This is a genomic window from Halogeometricum sp. CBA1124 (genome assembly GCF_009741955.1).
Taxonomy (GTDB): Archaea; Halobacteriota; Halobacteria; order Halobacteriales; family Haloferacaceae; genus Halogeometricum; species Halogeometricum rufum.
This window is the reverse complement of record NZ_WPCD01000040.1, coordinates 1-21453: the sequence shown is the minus strand read 5'-3', so window position 1 is coordinate 21453 and position 21453 is coordinate 1. Positions and strand designations below refer to the sequence as shown.

General features: G+C 62.8%; 32 protein-coding genes. 23 read left to right on the top strand and 9 right to left on the bottom strand.

Translation table 11 applies throughout. The features are described 5' to 3' along the window. Positions 1-1055: 1055 nt before the first annotated feature. The 7 genes from GJ632_RS07705 to GJ632_RS07675 all read right to left on the bottom strand — a co-directional run bounded on the left by GJ632_RS07705 (position 1056) and on the right by GJ632_RS07675 (position 5486). A complete protein-coding gene (locus GJ632_RS07705) occupies positions 1056-1691 on the bottom strand; it encodes a site-specific integrase (RefSeq protein WP_191452586.1) in 636 nt (211 codons plus the stop codon). 441 nt (positions 1692-2132) lie between these two features. Then, complete coding sequence (locus GJ632_RS07700; RefSeq protein WP_191452585.1) at positions 2133-2807, bottom strand: FkbM family methyltransferase; 675 nt, start codon at positions 2805-2807, stop codon at positions 2133-2135. Between the two features lie 277 nt (positions 2808-3084). After that, entirely contained in the window at positions 3085-3399 is a 315-nt protein-coding gene (locus GJ632_RS23300; RefSeq protein ID WP_231751404.1) for a hypothetical protein, read from the bottom strand. Continuing rightward, positions 3396-3569 (bottom strand): hypothetical protein, encoded by a 174-nt coding sequence (locus GJ632_RS07690; RefSeq protein ID WP_177232510.1) that lies wholly within the window; start codon positions 3567-3569, stop codon positions 3396-3398. The genes GJ632_RS23300 and GJ632_RS07690 overlap by 4 nt, the downstream gene beginning before the upstream one ends. 156 nt (positions 3570-3725) lie before the next feature. Beyond that, complete coding sequence (locus tag GJ632_RS07685) at positions 3726-4682, bottom strand: zonular occludens toxin domain-containing protein (RefSeq protein WP_191452584.1); 957 nt, start codon at positions 4680-4682, stop codon at positions 3726-3728. Continuing rightward, a complete protein-coding gene (locus GJ632_RS07680) occupies positions 4679-5260 on the bottom strand; it encodes a hypothetical protein (protein WP_197427933.1) in 582 nt (193 codons plus the stop codon). The genes GJ632_RS07685 and GJ632_RS07680 overlap by 4 nt, the downstream gene beginning before the upstream one ends. Then, positions 5253-5486: a hypothetical protein gene (locus GJ632_RS07675; RefSeq protein WP_191452583.1), complete on the bottom strand. Its 234-nt coding sequence runs from the start codon at positions 5484-5486 to the stop codon at positions 5253-5255. The genes GJ632_RS07680 and GJ632_RS07675 overlap by 8 nt, the downstream gene beginning before the upstream one ends. 212 nt (positions 5487-5698) lie before the next feature. On the opposite strand from GJ632_RS07675, the gene GJ632_RS23295 reads away from it, so the two are divergent. Genes GJ632_RS23295 through GJ632_RS07645 form a run of 6 tightly spaced genes read left to right on the top strand, consistent with a single transcriptional unit; the run spans position 5699 to position 8946 of the window. Then, entirely contained in the window at positions 5699-6217 is a 519-nt protein-coding gene (locus GJ632_RS23295; RefSeq protein WP_231751403.1) for a hypothetical protein, read from the top strand. Between the two features lie 59 nt (positions 6218-6276). Continuing rightward, positions 6277-6711 (top strand): hypothetical protein, encoded by a 435-nt coding sequence (locus GJ632_RS07665; protein WP_191452582.1) that lies wholly within the window; start codon positions 6277-6279, stop codon positions 6709-6711. Next, the gene (locus GJ632_RS07660) at positions 6699-7007 is read left to right on the top strand and encodes a hypothetical protein (RefSeq protein WP_191452581.1); all 309 of its coding nucleotides are present in this window, start codon (positions 6699-6701) and stop codon (positions 7005-7007) included. The genes GJ632_RS07665 and GJ632_RS07660 overlap by 13 nt, the downstream gene beginning before the upstream one ends. Beyond that, the gene (locus tag GJ632_RS07655; protein ID WP_089804172.1) at positions 7007-7612 is read left to right on the top strand and encodes a hypothetical protein; all 606 of its coding nucleotides are present in this window, start codon (positions 7007-7009) and stop codon (positions 7610-7612) included. Before GJ632_RS07660 ends, GJ632_RS07655 begins: the two co-directional genes overlap by 1 nt. A 6-nt stretch (positions 7613-7618) precedes the next feature. Further along, on the top strand, positions 7619-8488 hold the full coding sequence (locus GJ632_RS07650) for a hypothetical protein (protein ID WP_191452580.1): 870 nt from the start codon (positions 7619-7621) through the stop codon (positions 8486-8488). Beyond that, complete coding sequence (locus tag GJ632_RS07645; protein ID WP_089804168.1) at positions 8488-8946, top strand: hypothetical protein; 459 nt, start codon at positions 8488-8490, stop codon at positions 8944-8946. Before GJ632_RS07650 ends, GJ632_RS07645 begins: the two co-directional genes overlap by 1 nt. Positions 8947-9592: 646 nt before the next feature. On the opposite strand, the gene GJ632_RS07640 is transcribed toward GJ632_RS07645, so the two are convergent. Continuing rightward, positions 9593-9973 (bottom strand): hypothetical protein, encoded by a 381-nt coding sequence (locus GJ632_RS07640; RefSeq protein WP_191452579.1) that lies wholly within the window; start codon positions 9971-9973, stop codon positions 9593-9595. Positions 9974-10048: 75 nt separating this feature from the next. Here GJ632_RS07640 and GJ632_RS07635 point away from each other — a divergent pair, with 75 nt between their 5' ends. The 9 genes from GJ632_RS07635 to GJ632_RS07595 are packed head-to-tail and all read left to right on the top strand — an operon-like array spanning position 10049 to position 16580. Then, the gene (locus GJ632_RS07635; protein WP_191452578.1) at positions 10049-10729 is read left to right on the top strand and encodes a hypothetical protein; all 681 of its coding nucleotides are present in this window, start codon (positions 10049-10051) and stop codon (positions 10727-10729) included. A gap of 32 nt (positions 10730-10761) precedes the next feature. Further along, the gene (locus tag GJ632_RS07630; RefSeq protein WP_191452577.1) at positions 10762-12141 is read left to right on the top strand and encodes a hypothetical protein; all 1380 of its coding nucleotides are present in this window, start codon (positions 10762-10764) and stop codon (positions 12139-12141) included. Continuing rightward, positions 12141-12395 (top strand): hypothetical protein, encoded by a 255-nt coding sequence (locus GJ632_RS07625; protein WP_191452576.1) that lies wholly within the window; start codon positions 12141-12143, stop codon positions 12393-12395. Before GJ632_RS07630 ends, GJ632_RS07625 begins: the two co-directional genes overlap by 1 nt. Continuing rightward, positions 12392-12667, top strand: coding sequence for a hypothetical protein (locus GJ632_RS07620; protein WP_089804162.1), 276 nt, complete (start codon positions 12392-12394; stop codon positions 12665-12667). Before GJ632_RS07625 ends, GJ632_RS07620 begins: the two co-directional genes overlap by 4 nt. Further along, positions 12664-15327 (top strand): LamG domain-containing protein, encoded by a 2664-nt coding sequence (locus GJ632_RS23290; protein WP_231751402.1) that lies wholly within the window; start codon positions 12664-12666, stop codon positions 15325-15327. Before GJ632_RS07620 ends, GJ632_RS23290 begins: the two co-directional genes overlap by 4 nt. Then, the gene (locus GJ632_RS07610) at positions 15324-15692 is read left to right on the top strand and encodes a hypothetical protein (protein ID WP_231751401.1); all 369 of its coding nucleotides are present in this window, start codon (positions 15324-15326) and stop codon (positions 15690-15692) included. The genes GJ632_RS23290 and GJ632_RS07610 overlap by 4 nt, the downstream gene beginning before the upstream one ends. Continuing rightward, the gene (locus tag GJ632_RS07605; RefSeq protein WP_089804158.1) at positions 15689-15982 is read left to right on the top strand and encodes a hypothetical protein; all 294 of its coding nucleotides are present in this window, start codon (positions 15689-15691) and stop codon (positions 15980-15982) included. The genes GJ632_RS07610 and GJ632_RS07605 overlap by 4 nt, the downstream gene beginning before the upstream one ends. Further along, positions 15982-16233, top strand: a complete 252-nt coding sequence (locus GJ632_RS07600) for a hypothetical protein (RefSeq protein ID WP_089804156.1) — start codon at positions 15982-15984, stop codon at positions 16231-16233. The genes GJ632_RS07605 and GJ632_RS07600 overlap by 1 nt, the downstream gene beginning before the upstream one ends. Continuing rightward, on the top strand, positions 16230-16580 hold the full coding sequence (locus GJ632_RS07595) for a hypothetical protein (RefSeq protein WP_343161085.1): 351 nt from the start codon (positions 16230-16232) through the stop codon (positions 16578-16580). The genes GJ632_RS07600 and GJ632_RS07595 overlap by 4 nt, the downstream gene beginning before the upstream one ends. A 192-nt stretch (positions 16581-16772) precedes the next feature. On the opposite strand, the gene GJ632_RS07590 is transcribed toward GJ632_RS07595, so the two are convergent. After that, complete coding sequence (locus tag GJ632_RS07590) at positions 16773-16925, bottom strand: hypothetical protein (RefSeq protein ID WP_191452574.1); 153 nt, start codon at positions 16923-16925, stop codon at positions 16773-16775. A gap of 122 nt (positions 16926-17047) precedes the next feature. Here GJ632_RS07590 and GJ632_RS25255 point away from each other — a divergent pair, with 122 nt between their 5' ends. From GJ632_RS25255 to GJ632_RS07545, 8 genes are all read left to right on the top strand, one after another. Continuing rightward, the gene (locus GJ632_RS25255) at positions 17048-18418 is read left to right on the top strand and encodes a helix-turn-helix transcriptional regulator (protein ID WP_343161084.1); all 1371 of its coding nucleotides are present in this window, start codon (positions 17048-17050) and stop codon (positions 18416-18418) included. Further along, positions 18418-18555 carry a hypothetical protein gene (locus tag GJ632_RS07575; protein ID WP_191452573.1) on the top strand — a complete coding sequence of 46 codons (138 nt, stop codon included), beginning with the start codon at positions 18418-18420 and terminating at the stop codon, positions 18553-18555. Before GJ632_RS25255 ends, GJ632_RS07575 begins: the two co-directional genes overlap by 1 nt. After that, positions 18548-19147: a J domain-containing protein gene (locus GJ632_RS07570; RefSeq protein ID WP_191452572.1), complete on the top strand. Its 600-nt coding sequence runs from the start codon at positions 18548-18550 to the stop codon at positions 19145-19147. The genes GJ632_RS07575 and GJ632_RS07570 overlap by 8 nt, the downstream gene beginning before the upstream one ends. Beyond that, complete coding sequence (locus GJ632_RS07565) at positions 19140-19361, top strand: hypothetical protein (RefSeq protein WP_191452571.1); 222 nt, start codon at positions 19140-19142, stop codon at positions 19359-19361. The genes GJ632_RS07570 and GJ632_RS07565 overlap by 8 nt, the downstream gene beginning before the upstream one ends. Beyond that, positions 19354-19494 carry a hypothetical protein gene (locus tag GJ632_RS07560; protein WP_177232506.1) on the top strand — a complete coding sequence of 47 codons (141 nt, stop codon included), beginning with the start codon at positions 19354-19356 and terminating at the stop codon, positions 19492-19494. The genes GJ632_RS07565 and GJ632_RS07560 overlap by 8 nt, the downstream gene beginning before the upstream one ends. A 1-nt stretch (position 19495) precedes the next feature. Further along, positions 19496-19666: a hypothetical protein gene (locus GJ632_RS07555; protein ID WP_177232505.1), complete on the top strand. Its 171-nt coding sequence runs from the start codon at positions 19496-19498 to the stop codon at positions 19664-19666. Then, positions 19627-19923: a hypothetical protein gene (locus GJ632_RS07550; protein WP_197427932.1), complete on the top strand. Its 297-nt coding sequence runs from the start codon at positions 19627-19629 to the stop codon at positions 19921-19923. Before GJ632_RS07555 ends, GJ632_RS07550 begins: the two co-directional genes overlap by 40 nt. A 139-nt stretch (positions 19924-20062) precedes the next feature. Next, the gene (locus GJ632_RS07545) at positions 20063-21091 is read left to right on the top strand and encodes a tyrosine-type recombinase/integrase (protein WP_343161083.1); all 1029 of its coding nucleotides are present in this window, start codon (positions 20063-20065) and stop codon (positions 21089-21091) included. Positions 21092-21453: the final 362 nt, after the last annotated feature.

Below are 21453 nucleotides of genomic sequence, written 5' to 3'. Positions count from 1 at the left end.
CGAGCACGGGTACGCCCGGGTTCGGTCGCCGTCGTCGCAGTCACGGCACTCCTCGCCGCCGCGCTCCTCCGCCGTCCGCCGCGACTAACTACCGGAATCATCTCCGGTTGATTTTCCCATTTTTCAGTACCAGAAGCCCGAGAGCTATCAGTGCAGAGTGAGCGGGAATCATTTCGAGTTACCTTCGACAACATCAGCGATTCTTCAGATTAATAACAGAAGTGCATATATTATCTATCGGAATACTTTAGTTAAATGCTGAAATATCATTCAATGCCGCATATCGCGCGGAACTGTACCTTGTCATGGTATGGGGTAGTGAGGAAGCGTCAACGCTCACTCCGGGGACGCTTCCTGTTTTCATCCAAGTAATATCAACACCCGTGCGAATCATCAAGTGGCGCGCCCCACATGACGACTAAGCTCGATACATCATCTAGATTGTGAGAATCAGCTGTTAACTAGATGCACAGTGTGTTCTATCTGAGTACGTACTACAAGCTGTCGGTCATCTCGACGACGGTCCAATAACTGTATGCGGGACATAAGCCGTCATATCGCCGTCGTTGTAAGGCGATGAACGATATCGATTCAGTCCTCAAAGCGATCAACGAACGTTCACCAGTCGTGTCCTGGGTCAAGAGTGACACGCAGCGATTGGGGATCAGCGTTGAGGGCACAAAGCGTCTGTTCAAGGACTACTGCGGGCAACGTCGCATGGAAACACACTCTGTCAAGGCGAGCTAGTCCTCTAGAGGAGAACGCTGGCACGAGCACATGGACCGCATACCCACAGAGAGACCCCATCGCGCTAGGTCGGGTTCGCTCGTGAACGCGACGTGAGTACCGACGCAAAACCAACTCTCCGTGGACGACGACTGCACCGGTATCCAAGGCAGTAGCACCGGCAAATTTTCGTCTTACCTGTCGACTAGGTGTCTCTCTTGAGGCTTCGTCAATACTCTCGAGGGGCCAGTCAAGTTACGGCACAAGGCATTTGAGCAACCTACGCTCGCGCGAGCGCGTATGTGTGAGTAGCTGGGAAGTGCTGCTGGCTACGAATCGGACTCGACAGTGAACAGATGCTCCATCGCACGTGAAGTCACATGATCTGGGACCGGGCCAAGGTAGTTACGCCGGAACGTCTCGCGTCCCGAGTCGGTCATCGCCCATCCACCCCACGCCATCGTCAGTTCCTCTGCGATTGGTACGCCCTCGAACGCCAGCGAATAGAACGTATCTGTCGCCCACGTTCGTCGAAGGTCGTGCATTCCGAGGTCATGCCAGCGCTCGTCCTCGAAGTCAGCCGCGAGTTCCTCACGAGCGTCTCCTATCCAGTCGCGGAGTGATCTGGTCGAGACGTCAATGATCGGTTCGTCGGTGCGGAGGCGTGCGGCCGACTTCAGGTACTTCACACGCTCTCGAAGCTCACGAGCGACTGGCGTCGACCGCGTACCAGTCTTCCCATCGGGGATGACGAGACGCCACTTCTCGTCGCTACTGTCGAGTCGCTCGAAGTGACGCGGTTCAACGTTTCGTACTTCGTCGCTGCGGAGTCCCGTGAGCGCGAGGTCGAGAGCGATGCGGCGTCGCGGGTAGTCCTCGTCGACGACGTCGAGGAGCCGCTGCTGTTCGGCTCTAGAGAGCCAGAGTCGTTGACCAGACTTCGATGGATATGGGCGGGTTTGCATGGTTCCGGTATTCGTATTTATTTCTATATTCCGGAACCTTAGCTAGTTCGGTGACGCTGATAGGAGAGAAAATCAGTCTGATTCGGGGCCTCGAGGAGCAGTTAGTTACGAGAATGGGGGATTCTCGGAAGTCCGAGTCACAGCAAGATCTAATATCTGAGCATGAGGGAAACGCCCCAGTACAGCAGGTAGGCCAGTCCTGCCGCAAGCACGGCTCCTACCACCCCACCCTGATGGTATCCATAGATCCACGGTCCAAAGGCCATGGCGCCGATAAACAGCCAGACGAATACTCTCGGCGGTTCTGAATACCCTGGACCGAATTTCATCGTTTCATCCACCCGAGTGGCTGGAACAGCCACACGTAGGCCACGACGACCAGGATGACGACTATGATAACGAATGAGGCGAACTGAAAGACTACACCGGGTAAGTTCTCACTCATCGGCTCTGCCTCCCGATCAGAACGGTCTCCTGCCCTCCGAATCGAGGCGGTATCTTCCGCGTGTGAACGGCCACGATCTGATAGCCAGCCTCCTCGACCGCCGACACGACTCTCCCCGGATTGTAGTCCGAGCCTCCGGGGAGAGCGTGATGCTCCACCACGACGGCGCGGGGCGAGAGCCTCGAGGACGAGAGTGCTCGGACGAAGTCCAGTTCGGCGCCGTCGACATCGACAACCAGCACGTCGGGTGAGTCGACACGGTCCAGCCTGATCGGGCCGCCGACGTCCTCACCTCGTGTCAGACCCTCAGTCTCCACGACCCGATTCCGGACGTTCACTCGGTGACTGACGCCGTTCAGCGTCACCGTCTCCTCTGCTCTCTCAGCGACATCTCTTGCCGCCTCGAAACACGTGACGGTGCCTGAGTGGCCCGCTTGATTCGCTGCGACGACAGACGAGACGCCGTACCCACCGCCGGCGATGACGACGTCGTCGCCGATCGAGACGGTCTCCCGAATCGCGTCGAGCAAAGCCGCCTCGTAGTGAGACTTCGAGTCCGCGACTGTCGGCCACGGGACGCGGCCACCTGGAGGCCGTGGAACACGAACCCCCGCAAACCGGACCGTCGGCCACGGCACGACCTCCTCGAGGAGACCTCGAACAGAGGTCATCGACCATCCTCCGTGATGACTACCGACGTGACACTACAGTCAGGACACCGCATGTGCTGACTCGACTTCTCCGAGACGCGCACCGACTCGAGGGCGACTCCACCGTGGTACGCGTGAGCCGCCGCGGCGCCGCAGTGCGGACAGAAACGGAACTGACCAGATGCAGAGCGCGACGAAACCTCGCGAATCCCCGGCCAGACAGACCAAGCGAAGATACCCGCCACGATCACCACGTGAAGAGCCGTGACTGCCTGAAGCAGCGGGACCGATCCTCCGATCATCGTCGAGCCTCCATCACTTCCACGCGACGCGCGTAGTAGTCCCGCTCGGCCTCGAGGAGTTCCCGCTGCTCGTGGACGTCGCCCGGATGTTCGACTGCGACCATCGCCGAGACCATACCGACAGGGAAACTCGACTTGCCCTCGATCGACGCGAGCGTGTCCTCGATGTGACTCAGACGAGCCCGGCACTTCCACAGGACTATCTTCGACCAGGCGATGCGGACGATCGGGCGGAACGTCCACACCGCGACCACGGCGACGAGCGCCAGAATCACCGCCTCGAGGAAGCCGGAGAACGACGACGGCGTCATGCTACCACCAGCAGCGCGACGACAGTCACGAACATTCCGCCCGACAGTCCGACAGCAGCGCCGAGCGCCAGGCCGTACCGGAACGCCGAGTCCCGAGACTCCTGCTGCTGAGCGGCCGTCCTCTTGCCGTGCTCATCGACATCGGACAAGCGCATCACGAACACCTCCACGAGGACCGCGTGCAGGCCGCGCTCGCCCGCCGCCTACGCGGTGAAACGCCGAAGACCGACCGATTCGACCGACTCGGTTCGACCCCAGTCGCGTATCTCAACTTAGTATAAACACACAGGGGTGTGGGGGTGTGGGGGTGTCGTTCGGCCCTCTCCTCACATGACATCGAGATCAGCCTCCCGAACCAGATACTTCTTGATCTGCTTCGACTGCGATTCCGAAACGTTCCAGTCCATCTTCAGCAGGTCCCGATCGAAGTACTCGCCACCAGACGCCTCGCTGATGTAATCTCCGACTCGGTCCTCGTCGAGAATCTCCTGCGCCACCTCCATCGGTGAGAGGTCTTCTTTCTCGTTCTTCGCCTGCTCCGCCTGAATCTGCTCCAGCAGGTCACCGACGAGGCCCTCGGAGTAGTCGTCCTTCGTGTTCTCGTACGCCTCGATGACCTCCGGGTCGGGAAGACGGAACTTGATGTGCTTGTACCGCCGGAGGACGCCGTCGTCCCCGATCATCCGGTGGTACTTCTTGTACATCTTCCCGATCTCGTGGTTCGTCTGGATGTACTTCACGCGGGCCTTCGAGATGCCCTCGGCCTCGTTCTTCCCCTCCATCACCATCAGGTGGTGGAAACGCCGCTGGACGTGGTTGTCGATCAGGTCGAAGTCCGGCGCCGTCATGATCGCCCCGTTGTTCTGGTGCCGCCACGTCTGCGTCAGCGCGTCCAGCACCTTGTTGGCGATCGTGTACCAGTCGCGGTTCCCCGCCGCTACGCCCGCTTCCTCGAGGACGATAATCGCACCCTCCGGCAGGTCCTGCGCAGCCAGCTTCAGGAACTCCTCGACGGAGTACGCGACACGGCCGACGTGGAACGTCGGATCGAGAGCCGACGCGAGTCGGAGCGTCGCGTACGACTTCCCGGAGCCAGTCCCCCCGGCGAAGAAGCACATCCAGTTCTCGTTCCACACGTTCATCCGCGGCCACACCTTCCGCCGGAGAATCAGGTTCTCCATCACCGGCTTCGGCATCTCGCTCATGTGGCTCGCGAGATTCTCGGGTGGAACGTGCGACTCCATCCGGTCGCTGACGTCTACCGTCTCACCCGTCGAACTCATACGACCTCAGCCTCCGCGTCTTGCAGGTCGATGTCGGGAGCGAACCCGAGTTTCGTCGCCGCCTCGTCGAGGACGCGCGAGATGTCGACCAGAACCTCTGTCTCCAGGACGAGCGGGCGGGTCGTCGTCTCCTCACGCCGGCCGCGCATCCCGCCGACCACGGTCGTCGTCTCCTCGGTCGCGTCGTCCAGTGACTCTAACGTATCCAGTCCCTGATGCAGATCAACACCGACGTACTGGAAAGAGTCCGACGCCATCTTCGACTGTGCGTTCTCCGGCGAAACGGCGAGTTCGTCGCCATCCTCCGTCTCGAACATCACCGCCCGAATCCAGTCCTCTGACAGCGTCACCGACTTCCACCACGAGTTGATGATCCCCTCGGTCCGGAGCGGTCTCAGCGCGTGGTAGTACGCGAGAATCGACTGCTGGAACCCCTTCCGAACCTGTCGAGGAACCGCATCGAGTTGCAGCCGCGTCTCGATGACGTCCGACCGCGCCTGGTGGCACTGGATCTGCGCGTCGTCGATGATCTTCTCCCGCGTCGACTTCCGCATCTCCTCCTCGGCTCGCTTAGACATCCTCGTCCTCCCGCGTGATCAGAATCGCATCCGGAAACGTCCGGACCACGACCTCCGACCCGGCCTCGAGTTCGTGCCAGTCCAGTCCCCACGCCGTCGGGTTGATGTAGAGCGCGCCGCCGTAGTCGACGACGTTTCGCGTCTCGCTGCGAAGCGCCTGCGACTCGATGTCGCCGACCATCTCCCGAATCAGTTGCTGGATGCAGACCGACTGTCGTTGGCCCATCTGCACGACCGACCGGGACTCCCCATCCTCCCGGTCAGATATTCTGTCATCTTGTATAGTCTCTACTGACATACAATCACCAAATCCTCTTGGTTTGTGTTATACTATCGGGTGGCCATATGGCTCGTCATATGGCTTCTACTCCCTGTAATCCGTATATTACGTCAAAAACTACCCGGAAATATAATACGTAGCATCACATGGTCTGAGATATGTCTGCCACAGTAGCAGATCACCCCGCTCCGGGTGCGCGTCTGGGGCCGGGTGCCACCGTAGTCGACGACACCTCCCTCGAGGTGGAAGCCGTCGAAGAAATCGAATCGAACCAGAACGCGAACCCCATCGAGGAGTTCATCGAGAGTACGGACGGCGAGATGCGACCCGCTCTCGAGTACGCTCTCGGAGTGACTCAGCGTCTCGGCATCGAGCCGAAGACCGAGCATCTCGCCGACGACGCGAGCACAACCGCCCGAATCGGCGGGTCGATTATGGTCGTCGCGCAGGGGGTGATCATCGCAGTCGTCGCCCTCATCGTCCTCGGTGCGCTCTACAACACCGAAATCGTCGCCAACCCCCAGTACAACAACACCTGGACGCAGATGTTCGACACCTTCGCCAACTACGGCAGCACCGCCTTCACCCTCATCGGTGTCGGCCTCATCGCCGTCGGCGCGGGCGTCGCCCTCTCCTACTTCGGAGGTATGGGCGGCATGGGCGGCGGCGGTCGGTAACCCCGCACCCCCTCGCACAACCTGCCACCATCCTACCGTTTCACACCACACCCTGAGCCATGACTTCATCATTCATCTCGACGTTCGCCGTCGTCGTCGTCCTCGGCGCACTCGCCATCAGCGCCTTCAGCGTCGGTTACAACACCAGCGCTGAACAGTTCGACGCCGCCGAGCAGATCACGCTCTCCGACGCGGGCAACCTCGTCGACAAGAGCGACGTCGCCTTCGACTTCGGCGCGAACGTCACAGTCACCTACAACGGATCGACGCTCGAGGAGGGCGTCGACTACCGTTGGAACGAATCGACCGGAGAAATCGAACGCCTGAACGGGTCCTCGGTCCCCGACGGCGCATCCGTCAGCATCGACTACCAGTTCAACGCACCTGACGACACCACCAAAGACGTCAACAAGGGCATGGAGGCGACGGGCGCGACCCTCCCGTTCATCGCCCTCGCCGCTGCCGTCCTCGTCATCGCGGGGTGGCTCTCGTGACGCTCCTCGTCGCCCAGCAACTCGGACTCGGTCTCCTCGGACTCGTCGCGCTTCTCTGCGCGACCGTCTGGAAAGGGCACCAGTCCGAGGGCATGTGGGCGCTCCTCAGCCTCATCGCGTGGGGCGTCCTCGCTCTTCGCGGCGGGAGCGTCACCGTCAACACGCAGACCGACGGCCTCGTCACGATCGGCAGCCCCGTTCTTCAGGTCGTCGCGCTCGCCTTCGCGTTCGTCAGTCTCGTCGCCGTCTACGGCGCCATCAGCAAAGAAGCCGCGTCTAACGGGGTGAGAGCCTGATGCTCGGTGGGAAAGACCCCGCCGACGCCCAGCGCGAACTCCAGCAGCAGGAACTCGACGAACGCGCCGAGCAGGAACTCGAACGCGCCGTCACCAACCGCGGCGTCTCCGACGGACCCGCCGTCGACGTGCTGCGCGATATGGAACCCGAGGAACTCCTCGACCGACTCACCAAGACCGACGTCGAGTCCGAGGAGTACGACGAACTCGTCGCCATCCTCAAACCGTTCCTCTCCTCGAGCGAGATGCTCGCCAGTCACGACGAGGACTACTACGACGATCGCAGCCGGCGACTCCTCAACGAGAACCTCGCTGACCGCGTCGTCCGCGGCCGCGAGTACCCCGACCTCTGTGACGGCGTCTTCCGCGAGATCGCCCAAGACATCAACGGCGACAGCTTCCCCGGCGTGCGAAACGACTGGTCCGACGCCGAGAAAGAAGCCATCCGAACCGTCCTCGCCGACGTCCGAACCGACCGACAGTCCCTCGGCGACGGCACCTTCTTCGAGGGACTCACCGAGATGCACGTCTCCCACGAGCGCCTCGGCGAGAGCAAGTCCAACAGCAGCAAGAGCGGCGGCCTCCGGTCGCTGCTCCCCTGGTGATCCACCATGACGAACGACGAACCTCACGACGACCCACTCGAACCGACCGACGCACAGCCAGACGAACAGACTGACCACCCCAGTCGCCTCGAGCAGGCCAAGCGACGCATCGACTTCGAGTACGACGACTCCAACGCGAAGCGCGCCGCAGACGGACTCGCCCGCGTTGCCCGCGTGATCCTCGACGGCTGGGCCGTCTTCGTCCTCACCCTCTTCTTCAAGATCCTCAGCTTCGTCCCGAAGTCCGGCGTCCTCGGTGACAAGTTCATCGACGCCGGCTACAAACTCAAGCTCAAAACCACCAGCGCGGACACCATCATCAACGTCATCTACGGCGACGGCATGGTCATCCCGCGCGCCGCCGAGTGGCACACCACCGAGAACGAGTATCGTCTCAACGACGGAAAGGCCTACAAGAGCGACCAGTTGACCGCTCCACGCCTCGTCAACGGCAAGTACCCCACCGTCTGGACCCTCGCCGAGGCCGCCGAGATCATGGACCCCATCGCCGCCTACACCGCCGGCCAGCGTCGGCGCGGGAACTACGACCAACACCTCCGCACCGACGGCGCCGGGAAGGACGTCGCCATCCACGCCGAAACCGAAGGCTACGACGGACGCGCCATCTCCTTCCGCGACGCCTACCGGCTGTTCGGGAGCAACGTCTCGCAGGAGGACATGAACCTCCAGGCGACGCGCGCCAAGCTCGCCGAAATCGACTTCTCGACTCGACAGCAGGTCATGATGGTCCTCATCTTCGCCGGCGGCGTCGCCCTCGGCCTCTTCGGACCCGCTCTCGCACAGTCCATCGCCGGCGGCGGTGGGGGCGGCGGGATCGGCGTCTCCCTCCCGCTGTTCCTGGGGGTGCCGTTCTGATGAACCTCGATAAGCTCACCTCGCGGATGGCGCACGACCGCCTCGTCATCGGCTGCTTCCTCGGCATCTTCCTCGTGCTCCACATGGTCCAACTGAACTCGCTCGTCGAGGCCACCCCCCTCGAGGCAGAGACCGTCGAAACTCTCGTCTTCCCATTCGAGATGCTGATGATTCTGCTTCTCGCATGGGTCTTCCGCGGGTTCATGACCTCGCTCTCCGTCGGCATCGAGATTCGAGAGCGGAACACGCTTCTCACCGTCGTCGGTATCGCCGCCTTCGCCGCGATCGGGCTCTCCGCGTTCGAGACCGTCGACATGACCGTAGTCGATAGACTCGCGTTCGGGTCTTTCTTCGGCCTCTACGCGATGTCGCCGATACTCTCGAACACGCCCGAACTCCAGCGCCTCAGCGAGTACCTCGAACGTCGCTTCGGCACTCCTGACGAGGAGGTGGCCTGATGTCGGGCTACATCCCCGGCGCACCCGGGTCCCCCGACGAAGACGACGACAACGACGGCGGAAACTCGGGCTCGTCGTCGGGAGGCGGCGGCTCCGACGACCGCGTCCTCACTCCCGACGATCCCGACGAACCGACTAACACGAAAGGCAGCGGCGGGTCCTCCTCGTCCGGCGCCGACAACGATGGTCGTAGTCGCGGCGGGAGGAGTGGAGGAGGAGGCGGCGGAGGTGGCGGTGGAAGAAACCGCGGTGGAGGCCAAGACCGGTCGGGCGGCTCGTCGTCGGGGGGCGGCGGCTCCGACGATCGCGTCCTCACTCCCGACTCGCCCGATCAACCCACCGACACGACAGGCAGCGGTGGGACCTCCTCCCCGGACTCTGGTTCAACTGGATCATCGTCCTCGGGAGGCGGCGACGACGACCGCGTCATCACACCCGACTCGCCCGACCAGCCCACCGACACCAAGAGTAGCGGCGGGGCCGCATCCGACAGCCGGTCCTCGCCCGACCAGCAGCCCGACGAACCACGCCCCGCGCGGGCGGTCGCATCCCCGGCGCTCCCGACGACCCGAACGCCGGCAGTTCGCCCGCCCCCCAGCGCCCCTCGAGGCAGCAATCCGGCGGCACCCAGCCCGGTTCGGACGCCTCACAACCCCCGCGCGTCGTCGACCGGAACGAGGAGATCGATCCCTCCAACCCCGCCGTCCAGTACCAGATCAACCAACAGCGCAGGGCGCTCGAGAACCAGTACGACGACCTCGACCAGGACGACTACCAGTTCGTTCTCAAGGAATCGGGGAACGTCGACGTCCGACTCACCGACAGCGGGCGCGACAAGCTCCGCGACCAGGCCGAGATGAACCTCGTCAACGAGCGCGTCCGAAACAGCGTCGACGGCGACGTCCGGTCGACCGACATCCGCGAAGCCACCGAAGGCGGCTACGTCGCAACCGTCAAGACCGCCGACGGACGCACCGTCACCCGACGCTTCGTCTTCAACGAGGACGCCGCCCGCGAGTTCCGCCAACGCGCCGAGGAGCGCAGGAACGCCTCCACCGGCTCGCAGGCCGACCAGACGCTCTCGCCTCGACGAGAGAGTCGCGTGAGTGGCGGCGGTATCGCCACCGACGGCACCGAGGAAGAGTTCCTTCGACAGGGCCAGATGGCCGAGGACGAACTCCTCGAACGCGTCGGTGCCACGGACAACGACTCCGAACTCCCCGAGAGCGTCGCCCGAGAGAAGCGACAGCAACTCGCCCAACAGGCCGGCGTCAGTCCGGACCGCGTCGTGATCACGGGTGCCGAGGGCGGCAACGTTCAGGCTCGCATCCTCTCCGAGAGCGAAGCGCGCAAGAACCGCGAACGCTTCGGCGACATCGACTGGTCGTTCGGACTCGGTGGCGACGAGGACGAGGTCGAACAGTTCCTCGAGGACCAGTCCGCCGGCTACGACAACTTCGCGAGAGACGTGGTCGACGCCTCCGAGAAGTACGGACCGACGCAGATCATCACCCGCGAGAGCTACGACGCCGTCGACGACTACCTCCCCGACTGGGCGACGGCCGTCATCGAGAACCAAGAGACTGGACGGTCCCGCAGCGCGGAGTTCCAGAGCGGACTCGTCCAAGGAGCCGTCCAACTCGGGAACGTTCCGCAGGTCGCGAAGGGCGTCCTCGAAGGCGTGGAGTACGCGAAGTTCGCAGTGGACGAGGACAACCAGAAAGTCATCGACCAGACTACTGAAGCCGCCAGAGCCGTTCGCCGGGACTCGAATCTCAGTTAGAGACCAACCCGGGGAGCACCTCGGGCCAGTTCGTGGGATCTCTCGCAGTATCTGTAGGCGGTCTGGGTGCTGCGTCAAAAGCGGGGAAAGCCGCCAAAGCATCAGCAGCGTCCCGATTCGGTCAGAGTAGCCGTGTTGCTCGGTACACTGGAGGTGCTGTTGAGAAAGTTCCTCGCTATGCTGTTCAGCCCGGTGAAGAACTGCTATCCGACACCGCGACGTTCGTCGCCCGCGCTGAACCAACAGGAGTCGGTCAGAAGGTACTCAACCGCGTCCCCGGCGGTCGCATCGACAACGAGGAACTCGCGCTGGCCGCGACGTCGAAGCTCTCACGGACCATCCGCCGTGCGAAGTACGACGTCGTCAACAAGTACGCCGCCGCGGAACGCCGGAAACTCAGGGAGTTCGCCGGTGCCGGAAACGACCGCGGGCAACTCGACCTGACCGGTCCCGACGGCCGTCGCGACGTCGATCGCGTCGACGTCGACCCGGACGTGAACCGACAGTACGACTTCGACCGCGACTTCGTCGGCGAGCAGGAACTCGACCAGGCACAGTACGAACTCCGCGAGTTCGCCGAACAGGAGCAAGACGTCCGGCGCGAGCAGTTGGACGACGTCGAGGCCACCCGCGAGCGAGACGTCGAGGCCGCGCAGGGACCGACCGTCGACGCCGACGTCTTGGAGGAGCGCCGCCGCGCTCGCAGGATGGAACGCGAGAGCCAGTCCCAGTCGGTCCAGCCCGACCAGATGGGCGAAGTGTGGGACTCCTCGCTCCGCCGCATCCCCGAGGACGACCTCCGGCAGAAGCTCGCCAAGCAGACCGAGAGCGACCCGGCCGCCGAGGCCGCCAAACTCCGCCGCCGTGCCGAACGCCGGAGCCTCGACGACGTACGGAGCGCTCGCAGGGCGCGGTCCCGCCGAAATCCGACCGGGATGGAGACCTCCGTCACCGAGGACGCACGGCAGCGCCTCGAGGAAGCCCAGCGTCAGATCGAGGACGTCGGGATCGACACCCGTGCGCGAGAGCGCGAACTGGCCGACTCCCCGGCCGACTACCGCGGCGACGTCGGCGTCCGACCGGCCGAACTCGAAGGCGTCGGCGAGACGGAACTCGACCTCACCACCGAACTCGAACGGATGCAGGAACTCGAGCAGGAGCGCCTCCAGGAGATGCAGACGGAGACGCGCGTCGACCCGGTGTACGAGGCTTCCCAAGAGTACGAGCGCGAGACGGAACTCGAACGCGAGTGGGAGCGCGAGCAGGAACGCGAACGCGAGCGCCTCGAGGAAGCCGCGTCCGACCAGAACCTCCAAGAGCGGTTCTGGGACACGAGTGTCTGGGAGAACACGTGGAAGACCGGCATCGCCGACATCGATGACCTCTGGAATCAGGAGTTCGGTGGTCGCTGATGGCGACGTTCTACACCTACCTCCAGATCGGGCTCGCCGCCTTCGTCTCGATCCTCCTCCAGGACGTCCTCGAATCGCTCACCAATCCTATGTTCGCGGTCGCCTGTGATCCGAAGTGGCCGACCGTCGTCGAGGGCGCGAAGAACTGCCTCTACGGCCAGCAAGTAGTGACGTGGTTCTTCTCCATCGTCATCGTCGGCGCGTTCGTGACGGCACTCTCCCGCGCTGTTCTCCTCGGGAGGTCGCCGTCGTGAACCTTCGAACCGTCATCTTCGTCGCGATCGGCGTCGCTCAGGTCGTCGGCCTGATCCTCTTTTTGAATACGGCCGGCGCTGAGGCGTTCGCCGTCGCGGAGTCGCTTCCGTACGTTCAGAACACGTGGGTCTGGGAACCGCTCCAGCACATCGAGTACGCTGTCTACATCCTCCTCGTCCCGATCTTCTTCATCGATCTGCTGGTCTACCTCGTCGTCTCCTCGGTGACGAGAGAGAAGCAACAGGTCGCACGTATGCGAGGGAGACTATGAAGCGGTCGAGAGTCGTCTCCTTCGCGGTCCTCGCCGTCCTCCTGGTCGTCACCGCTACACCCGTTGCTGCCGCGAACGTGTCTGTCGTCAGCCAGCACACGACCGACTCGGACTTCGAGGACGCCACCATCACCAACATGAGTATCGAGGGGACCGGGGCGGGTGCGAGCGTCGTTCTCGTGGACTCTCAGACTACCGACGGATTCGAGGACGGAAACCTCGACGAATACTCGTCTACAGGCGGCTGGTCCGTGACGTCCACCAATCCCTACTCCGGGCAGTACGCCGCTGAGGTATCCCCGAGCGACGGTAACGACAACCACCTCATCGCCGGACAGATCAGCGACGACCTCACCCTCGAAACGTGGATCTATCTCGGAGACCGTCAGGGTGGCTTCGCCATCTCCAACACGACATCCAGCGATGGATACCAACTCGCGATACATCCCGGACAGAGCCGTCTCGGAATCTACAACTGGACGTCTGGAAACTTCGAGAGCGAGACGACCGCGTCCCTGAGCTACAACACGTACTACCGTCTCGCGATCGACTATGACCACTCGACCGGAGAAGTCGTCTACTACGTCGACGACGACTCTTCTCCGCGCCAATCTCCGATCGCATCCACCTCTGCGACTCTGTCTGATGTCGAGGGGACGACCTACGGTCCCTACGCGCAGGCTCCGAACTCAGGAAGTGCTACCAGCTACTTCGATGAGTTCCACGACTCTGGATTCACTCCGACGTCCGGGAGCTATCAGTCTCAGCACACGGCTGAACGCGCGACGCAGGCAGCCGTCGACATCTCAGAGTTGACTAACGCAACCGCGACGATTACCGTCACCGACGACGTCTCCGGCAAGACCTTAGCCCAGACGACGGTGTCCTCTGCCGGGAATCACACGCTCTCGCTCCTCGATCAGGATTCCGACACCATCGACGTCCAGATCGACTTCGAACAGGACGGCGGCACACCGAGCGTCGTCCTCGACGACGAGAGCATCCTCGCAGAGACTCGTTCCCCATCGGCCACCAACCCGAGCCCGAACTCAGAGACTCTCGCACAGGAGAACGTCACGCTCTCGGTCGATGTCGCAGACGCTGACTTCGGTGCCAACGGGGACACAGTCGACCTGACCTGGTATCTCAACGGTACGCAGGTCGCCACAGATACCGTCTCCTCGAATGGGACCGTCACCTACCAAGCGACCGAGTTAGAAGACGGTCCGAAGACGTGGCACGTCGAACTTTCCGACTCGTTCGGGTCCACCACGACGTCTTCGACCTGGTCGTTCGACGTCCAGCACTACTCGCCGTCTATCGAGTCTCTCGATCCCGCCGACAACACGTCCCTCACGACGCGCGATATAACCCTGTCAGCGAACCTCTCCGACACGGACTTCGCCCTCGACGGCGACACGCTGACCGCGGACTTTGTCGTCGACGGCGACGTTGTCGGCACCGACACGCTGAACAGTAACGGGACCGCGAGCGTCTCGTACACGATGGACGGCGGGTCGGCGTCCTGGCACGTCGACGTCTCCGACGAGTACGGGAACTCCGTCGAATCCGAGTCGCGCACCATCCGCTCGCCATCGACGCTCCGCATCGTCAACGTCACTTCTGGTCAACTCATCGACGGCTCCGCGACGGTCACCGCGAAGCTCTACAGCGGCGAGTTGATCTTCGAGAAGCAGACGGGTGACGGGACGATCGACCTCACCGGTGTGCCCGTCGACCGCGGCTACATCATCGAGGTCAACGTCGACGGCTACCGATCGCGCACCGTCGCCATCCGCTCGGTCTTCGACCAGGGCAGCGTCTACCTGCTCCCCGAAGGAGAGACCGCAGTCTACCAGGAACTCACGCTCAACGACCTCACCGGCGAGTTCGAACCCGCCGAGACGACGCTCTACATCGAGCGCCCTATCGAGAACAACGGCACGCTCGAGTGGCAGGCTGTCGCCGGTGACAGACTCGGCTCGGATGCTGTCTTCAAAACCTACCTCGAGGAGGGCGTCCGCTACCGCCTAATCATCGAGAACACCGACGGTGCTCGACGTGATCTCGGCGCATATGTTGCAGCAGTCAACGGTACGGCTACGCTCGAGGTCGGGCAGATCCGCTGGACCAGCCCCAAGGGCGACACCATCCAGTACGACGCCTACGTCAACGAGTCCTCGAACAACCTCGTCGTCGCGTACGAGGACCCCGAGGACAACACCTCCTCATTCGACATCGTCATCCACGAACGCGGGAACGACTCGAACGTACTCCTCGACGAGAACCTCGGCGCCGTCAACACCTACCAGTACACTCACCCGCTCACCGGCGGCATGAACGAGACTGACTGGGTCGTCGAGATGACGGTCGATCGGAATAGCACGATCACCATCACTGAGCCCGTCTCCTCGACCGCCGCGATCGAGACCGGTATCCCCATCGACAAGCGCTGGGGGACGCTCGCGGGGATGCTCCTGCTCGTCTGCATCGGCGCGCTCTTCCCCTCGACGCTCGCCCGCGTCGGCGCCGTCGCGGTCGTCGCCATCGCCACTGGCCTCTCCTGGCTCGGCTGGATCTACCTCCCGATGACCTACGTCGGGCTCATGGGCGCGGTCGCGCTGCTCGGGCTCGCTGCTGAATTCGGAGACACGATATGAAAGTCACAGTTCCCATGCTCCTCGTCCTGTCCTTCGCCGTCTCCGGCGCCATCATGGGCGGCTCCGGCTTCTCCGAAGAAGTCGGCGTCCAGCGCGCCACCGGCCTCCAGGACGACGTGGACCAACTCGAAGACGAAACCTCGGAGTATCGCGCAGACCGAGGCGGCGGCTCCTCGTCGTACCTCGGCTTCACCACCACCGCGGTCGGCGCCGTCATCGGGATGTTCAAGTGGAGCCTCATGCTCCCGGTCGTCCTTGCGAACGTCGGATTCCCCGACTGGTTCGCCTACCCGATCGCCATCCCGATCCAACTCGTGAACTACCTCGGCGCCTACCAGATCATCCGGGGGTTCAACATCCGATGAGCGTCGACTGCTGGCTAAATCAGGACGCGCACACCTGCTTCACCGACGGCCTCGCATCCGCCTTCGGCGGCAACGAGCCCGTCTTCGCCATGTTCGTCGTCGCCATCGTCATCATCCCGATGTACGCGAAAACGGGCGACTACATCCTCCCGAGCGTCCTGCTCATCATGATGTCCGCGCTCGCCATCCCCATCCTTCCCGGCGTGCTCGTCAGCATCGCCTGGACGGTCATCTTCATGACCATCGCCGTCGCCGTCTTCACGACCCTCTACAGGACGGTGATCCAGTGATGGCGCTCGTCGAGGACCTCCGTGCGCACGTCACCAAGGACGACCTCTCCGGAAACGAGGTGTTCGGTCACCTCCTCGTGATGGCCGAGTTCGTCCTCCTGGTCGCGATGGTCTTCCCCGCCTCAGGGCACACCGCCGGACTCCTCCCGGCCGACATCGAGTTCGCCATCTCCTCCGCCGCCATCGTCGCCTACGGCGCGCTGAACTGCTCGCTACTACTCACGGCACTCGCACTGGGGGAAACATCGTGAGCCTCCGCACGTGGCTCCTGACGCCCTCCGTCCCGCTCCACGAGTTGACCCACGCCGCGTTCGCTCTCCCCTGGGCCGATGTCGAGGTAGCTCTCGCTGGAGAGAACGCTAGCGTCGAGTTCGACTGGTCTGAGACGACGCCCACCTGGGCCGTCCGACTCGCCCACCTCGCGCCCACGCTCGTCGGCCTCGGCCTGCTGCTCGTCCTCGTCGCCCTGTTCGGTATCCCGACGGCGTCGACGCTCGCGCACTTAGCGATTCACGAACTCGGCCTCGTCGTGATCCTCGGCCTCAACTGGGCCGTCTTCACCTATCCGAGCGCAACAGACCGCCAGCCCTTCGATTGATCGTCCGACGCACCCACGGCGGACTCTTTCTCAGCATCCAGTCGAGGCATTTCGTCACGGCGATCAGTCCACCGCTGGCGACTGCGACGACGACCGCGATCCCGGAGGAATACATCAGGAACGGTAGACCGAGACGAAGGATGTCGTCAGTGAGTGTGCTAAACAGAGTACCGAGAGCACCGTCGTAGGCGTTCAGGAAGCGAGAGCCAGCCCGATGATGAAAAAGAGAGCGACCGCAATCGTCGCGAGGGTCCAGATAGCAACAATATACAGAATCGAATAGGTCAGCGACAGGCCGACAACCCGATTATCAGCAACGAGCTTCGTAATCGGTCCTGTGGGCATGGCTTACACTCACACTATTTGACTAATAATCCTTCGCACGCTCTACTTTCGCTGGTTCCACCACTTTCACTCCGCATCCATGGCTCGCTTTCATACTCATTCTCAGAATAGAGAAGTTCTGTATGTCGAGTCTAAGGCTCGGGGATATTGTCCTCGTCCAGATCCCCTTCAAGAAAATCTCTGCCGAAATCGGTGAGTTCGTACACTCCTCCCTCGTTGGTGAAGAAGCCAGCCGATTCAAGAACACGGAGTCGCCGATTGACGTAGTTGTCAGAATAGTCGATGTTGTAAGCAACTACCTTTGCAGTCGCTCCGATATCGTGGTCCTCGAAGAAGAGGAAGATCTCGTAGTCCACTTTCGAGAACCACGATACGTGCTGAACCATTCTCTCAAGCCGCCTTTCCAACGTAGCAGAAAAACCACACCCATCGTCATCGAAGTTGACAGTCATAGCTATCAGGATATTACACCTATCGCTGTCAAGATTTATATATCATCATGGGTATTGTGCAGACAGACGACGCTCACCGGGCCTTACAGGTCCGAGGAAAATCTCGGGCCTCTGTCCACGCAGAGGCCCGTTGAGTGGTCGTCACCCAAGATGACGACCGGTAAGATACACTCGGCGGGCAACGAAAAAGCCCCCGACACGACCGCGGAATTGACGACGAACTGCCCGGTTTGCGGCACCCGCATCGACGGGTTCAGCGCCCGCGCTCCGGGACGACGGACCGCCGATCCGTGCGGCCACGAACTCGGCTTCCAACCAGCGAGCGAACTCATGTTCCAGAACACCGAGAGCGGCGAGACTGTGGAATCGACCGAGGAGAACCCGAACGCCGGGTGCCGACTCATCACCGACGGCGGCCGTCCGGAGCCCGTCGGAATCATCGAGGAGTTCATCCGCGACAACGTCGAGGCGGGCGACTGGTGCGTCTACTCGGCGAAGCGCGTCGCGAAGGAGACCGAACTCACGGGCCAGGAGGCCGGCTACTGGTTCTCGCGAATCGTGGGGGCCGACCCGCGCTTCGACCCGATCGACCTGGAGGACGACGTTCACATCGAGCGGTTCAACACGAACTCCTCGGTCGTCCGCTGGAAGGTCGAACGCTACGAGACGACGCAGACGAAGCGCCTCGTCGCCGACGGCGGCGTCCGCTGGGGTGACCTGACGGAGTTCCAGCAGCGCTGCCTCCAAGAGGCGATCGCGTTCGAGCGCGCTCACGACGAGCCGCCGATCGGTCTGGACCTGAAGGAGGCGACGTCGGAGTTCTACGAGACGGAGACGAACCACGGTCGCCTGTATCCGAACCTCGATACGCTCGTCGGGTACGGGCTGATCGAGAAGGGTCAGGTCGACCGCCGCTCGAACTACTACGCTCCGACGCCCGCGGGCCGAGAGTTGGTCCGGCGTGCGGCCGAAGACGCTGTCACGCGCGTCCTCGGTGGTGAAGTGTCCGGTATCGCGGTCACCGACGGAGGCGAGAACTGATGGCGTGCGTGGAGTGCGGTTCGCCGGCGCGCGGACTGCGCTGTCAGACCTGCCGGCGCACGCGTGAGATGGAGGAGTTCTGGGAGTCTGTCGAGTTCAAGGACGACCTCGAGGAGCAGGTGGACGACGATGAGTAGTCTGGAGTGGCCCACCGGGTACGAGCGAACGCCCGCGGAGGAACGGACGCGCTACCCGCACGGGTTTCGCGTCGATATGCAGGTGGCGTTCGCGAACATCGCGACCGAACTCAAACGGATGGACGTCGACGAGTGGCGAATCTCCTCGGGGACCGACCACCGGTCGGACGAGCCACACCTCCCGTACGCGAACGCACCGAACGAGCCCGACGACCCCGGTGTCGTCGCTCGGTGGACTGTGGACGGTGATCAGTTCGCCGCGCCGTGCGACCGCTGGGACACGATTCGGGACAACGCGCAGGCGGTCGCGAAGTACCTCAACGCGAAGCGGGCTCTCGACCGATACGGCGTCGCGACAGTCGACTCGGAGTTCGCGACCGCGCGTCTCCCCGCGGGCGATGAGCCGACGGCCGCCGCTGCTCCCGCGCATGTGGTTCTCGGCGTGCCTCCAAACGCGTCTGCCAGCACGGTGAGACGCGCCGCGAGGCAGAAGAAGGCCGAGACGCACCCCGACAACGGAGGCGATGTCTCGGAGTTCAAGCGCGTGACGAAGGCGGAGAAGACCCTGCTCTCGGGGGTAACCGATGAGTGACGGCGCCGTTCAGAACGGGGGTAACCAGAACGACGCCGACGCTGTCGACCTGCTCGAGGAAGCCGCGGACGCTGTGTCCCACCCGCGCTCGCGCGAACTCGTTCGTGACGCGCTCCAGTTGGAGACGAGCATCCGCAACGGGACCGGTGTCTACGGACTGATCCGGCAGGCCGAGGCCGACCTGGACGCGCCTCTGGAGGATGACGATGAGTGATGCCGAGTCGTCCGTCGGTGGTTTCGAGACGCGCGGGATGCCGCGAGACGAGCAGGTCCAGTACCTCGCTCGCAAGCTGATGATTCCGCTGTCGGAGGCCGACCGACTGCTGCGAAACATGGAGGCTGAGTAAGATGGTCGATTCGCTGACCTGCGCCGTCTGCGGTGGGTCGGTCCCGCTCGACGAGGACCACCACTACGTGACGGACGAGAAGAAGCGGATGCACGACCGTGACGAGCAGGACGAGTTCGTACTACACGACCGATGTGCACGCGCGACCTTCGAGGGCTGGTGGTCGCCGTGAGTACCCGCGAGACAGTCGGTGGCTTCTCTGTCGACACGCGGCACAAGACCCGCGCGGAGTGTCCCGCGTGCGAGTCAGTCGAAGACCTCTATCACCTCGGATACACCGCGGACCACGGTCACTGTCACAGCGGTCCCGTGGTTGGGTGGGTCTGTTCCTCGTGCGAGTCGGAGGTTCTGGAACTGCTTGATTCGCGCTACTCCACGGTCGACCTCGTGGACGTGGGTAACAAGTCAGAGGTGAGCGGATGTCGCTAGTCGGTATCTGCCCGGAGTGCGGTTACGAGGGACTCCTCCGATCGGCGCCGCCATACCGACTCCAAGACGAACACGAGTGCTCGGAGTGTGGCCACCTGTTCACCGCCTCACGACCACCTAACCACGAGGGGAGGTCAGAGTGAAAGCACCGTCCGACCTGTCGCCTCGCGACGCCGTCGATCGCTACCTCGACCGGCGGAGTACTGAACTCGCCGAGTCGTCGATCCGCTCGTACCGCTATCGGCTGAAGCTGTGGGTCGAATGGTGCGAGGACGAGAACATCGAGTCCCTCGAGGAGCTTTCGGGCTGGACCTTCGAGCGCTTCGAGGCGTTCCGCTCGGGACAGGGGATCGCGTCGCCGACGCTCCACGGTGAGATGGAGACGCTGAAGGGACACATCGAGTACCTGGAGCGGATCGAGGCTGTCAAGGACGGGCTCGCCGAGAAGGTCCACGTTCCGGACGTCCCTGATTCGGAACTGTCGCGAGACACGATGCTCCGTCCTGAGGATGCGGAGGAACTCATCCGATTCTACCGGACGCACGACCACGTTTACGGCACGCGCTTCCACGTCGCTCTGGAACTCGCGTTTCACACGGGTGCGCGACTCGGAGCGCTGCGCGGCCTCGATCGTCGCGACTACCACTCCGACGAGCAGTTCGTGGAGTTCGTCCACCGTCCGGAGACGAACACCCCGTTGAAGAACCAGCGGAGTGGCGAGCGCTCGGTGTCGCTTCTCTCGGAGGTCTGTGACGCCGTCGATGCGTATATCGCCCGGCATCGGCCCTCTGGTCACGACGAGTTCGGCCGGTCCCCGCTGTTCGTGACGTTCCACGAGAACCGCGTCAGCGAAAACGCGTTTCGTGCGTGGATGTACCGCGCGACGCAGCCGTGCGTCGCGGGTGCGTGTCCTCATCAGTACGATCGAGAGGACTGCGACTTCCGTCGGCACTCGACGGCGAGTCAGTGTCCGTCCTCGAGGGCGCCGCACCACGTTCGGACGGGTTCGATCACGTGGCATCGAGACCGAGGTTTCCCTGCGGAGGTGACTTCTGAACGTGTGAACGCGTCTCAGGACGTCATCGAGAAGCACTACGACAAGGCTTCCCAGCGAGAGCGAATGGAGTTGCGCCGTCGCCCTCACCTGGAGAAGCTGACGATCGACTGAGCCTGTACCAGCAGGCTCGCCGAGCAATCTGAGCCAGACAACCTACCGTTTGGCTCGCTGATGAACATGAGCCAGCACCAACTATCAATGCGACTGACTCAGCAGATAGACGTACCGTACGGTCAAGAATTTACGGGTGGTTGCGGTCCGGGCGGTCCCACTCTTGTGCGAGAAACGAACGTGACGAGCCAAGAGTGGCAACCGTCCGGATTCGAAGCAGGGAGCGAACGAAGTGAGCGACTGAGGTTCGACATCCGGGCGGTCCCATCGCGTATATAAAAGAACGAGAGTATTTTGCCGGTTCTTCGTTTTCGCCCATCAGCGGAGGTGATCGGCGTGTCTGAGGACGTCGACGATCCGCT

Bases quoted from the DNA above. Each gene is read 5' to 3' on its own strand.
- GJ632_RS07705 (WP_191452586.1), bottom strand. From the start codon at position 1,691: ATGCAAACCCGCCCATATCCATCGAAGTCTGGTCAACGACTCTGGCTC.
- GJ632_RS07700 (WP_191452585.1), bottom strand. From the start codon at position 2,807: ATGACCTCTGTTCGAGGTCTCCTCGAGGAGGTCGTGCCGTGGCCGACG.
- GJ632_RS23300 (WP_231751404.1), bottom strand. From the start codon at position 3,399: ATGACGCCGTCGTCGTTCTCCGGCTTCCTCGAGGCGGTGATTCTGGCG.
- GJ632_RS07685 (WP_191452584.1), bottom strand. From the start codon at position 4,682: ATGAGTTCGACGGGTGAGACGGTAGACGTCAGCGACCGGATGGAGTCG.
- GJ632_RS07680 (WP_197427933.1), bottom strand. From the start codon at position 5,260: ATGTCTAAGCGAGCCGAGGAGGAGATGCGGAAGTCGACGCGGGAGAAG.
- GJ632_RS07675 (WP_191452583.1), bottom strand. From the start codon at position 5,486: ATGGGCCAACGACAGTCGGTCTGCATCCAGCAACTGATTCGGGAGATG.
- GJ632_RS23295 (WP_231751403.1), top strand. From the start codon at position 5,699: ATGTCTGCCACAGTAGCAGATCACCCCGCTCCGGGTGCGCGTCTGGGG.
- GJ632_RS07665 (WP_191452582.1), top strand. From the start codon at position 6,277: ATGACTTCATCATTCATCTCGACGTTCGCCGTCGTCGTCGTCCTCGGC.
- GJ632_RS07655 (WP_089804172.1), top strand. From the start codon at position 7,007: ATGCTCGGTGGGAAAGACCCCGCCGACGCCCAGCGCGAACTCCAGCAG.
- GJ632_RS07650 (WP_191452580.1), top strand. From the start codon at position 7,619: ATGACGAACGACGAACCTCACGACGACCCACTCGAACCGACCGACGCA.
- GJ632_RS07645 (WP_089804168.1), top strand. From the start codon at position 8,488: ATGAACCTCGATAAGCTCACCTCGCGGATGGCGCACGACCGCCTCGTC.
- GJ632_RS07625 (WP_191452576.1), top strand. From the start codon at position 12,141: ATGGCGACGTTCTACACCTACCTCCAGATCGGGCTCGCCGCCTTCGTC.
- GJ632_RS23290 (WP_231751402.1), top strand. From the start codon at position 12,664: ATGAAGCGGTCGAGAGTCGTCTCCTTCGCGGTCCTCGCCGTCCTCCTG.
- GJ632_RS07610 (WP_231751401.1), top strand. From the start codon at position 15,324: ATGAAAGTCACAGTTCCCATGCTCCTCGTCCTGTCCTTCGCCGTCTCC.
- GJ632_RS07605 (WP_089804158.1), top strand. From the start codon at position 15,689: ATGAGCGTCGACTGCTGGCTAAATCAGGACGCGCACACCTGCTTCACC.
- GJ632_RS07600 (WP_089804156.1), top strand. From the start codon at position 15,982: ATGGCGCTCGTCGAGGACCTCCGTGCGCACGTCACCAAGGACGACCTC.
- GJ632_RS07590 (WP_191452574.1), bottom strand. From the start codon at position 16,925: ATGCCCACAGGACCGATTACGAAGCTCGTTGCTGATAATCGGGTTGTC.
- GJ632_RS25255 (WP_343161084.1), top strand. From the start codon at position 17,048: ATGTCGAGTCTAAGGCTCGGGGATATTGTCCTCGTCCAGATCCCCTTC.
- GJ632_RS07575 (WP_191452573.1), top strand. From the start codon at position 18,418: ATGGCGTGCGTGGAGTGCGGTTCGCCGGCGCGCGGACTGCGCTGTCAG.
- GJ632_RS07570 (WP_191452572.1), top strand. From the start codon at position 18,548: ATGAGTAGTCTGGAGTGGCCCACCGGGTACGAGCGAACGCCCGCGGAG.
- GJ632_RS07565 (WP_191452571.1), top strand. From the start codon at position 19,140: ATGAGTGACGGCGCCGTTCAGAACGGGGGTAACCAGAACGACGCCGAC.
- GJ632_RS07560 (WP_177232506.1), top strand. From the start codon at position 19,354: ATGAGTGATGCCGAGTCGTCCGTCGGTGGTTTCGAGACGCGCGGGATG.
- GJ632_RS07555 (WP_177232505.1), top strand. From the start codon at position 19,496: ATGGTCGATTCGCTGACCTGCGCCGTCTGCGGTGGGTCGGTCCCGCTC.
- GJ632_RS07550 (WP_197427932.1), top strand. From the start codon at position 19,627: ATGTGCACGCGCGACCTTCGAGGGCTGGTGGTCGCCGTGAGTACCCGC.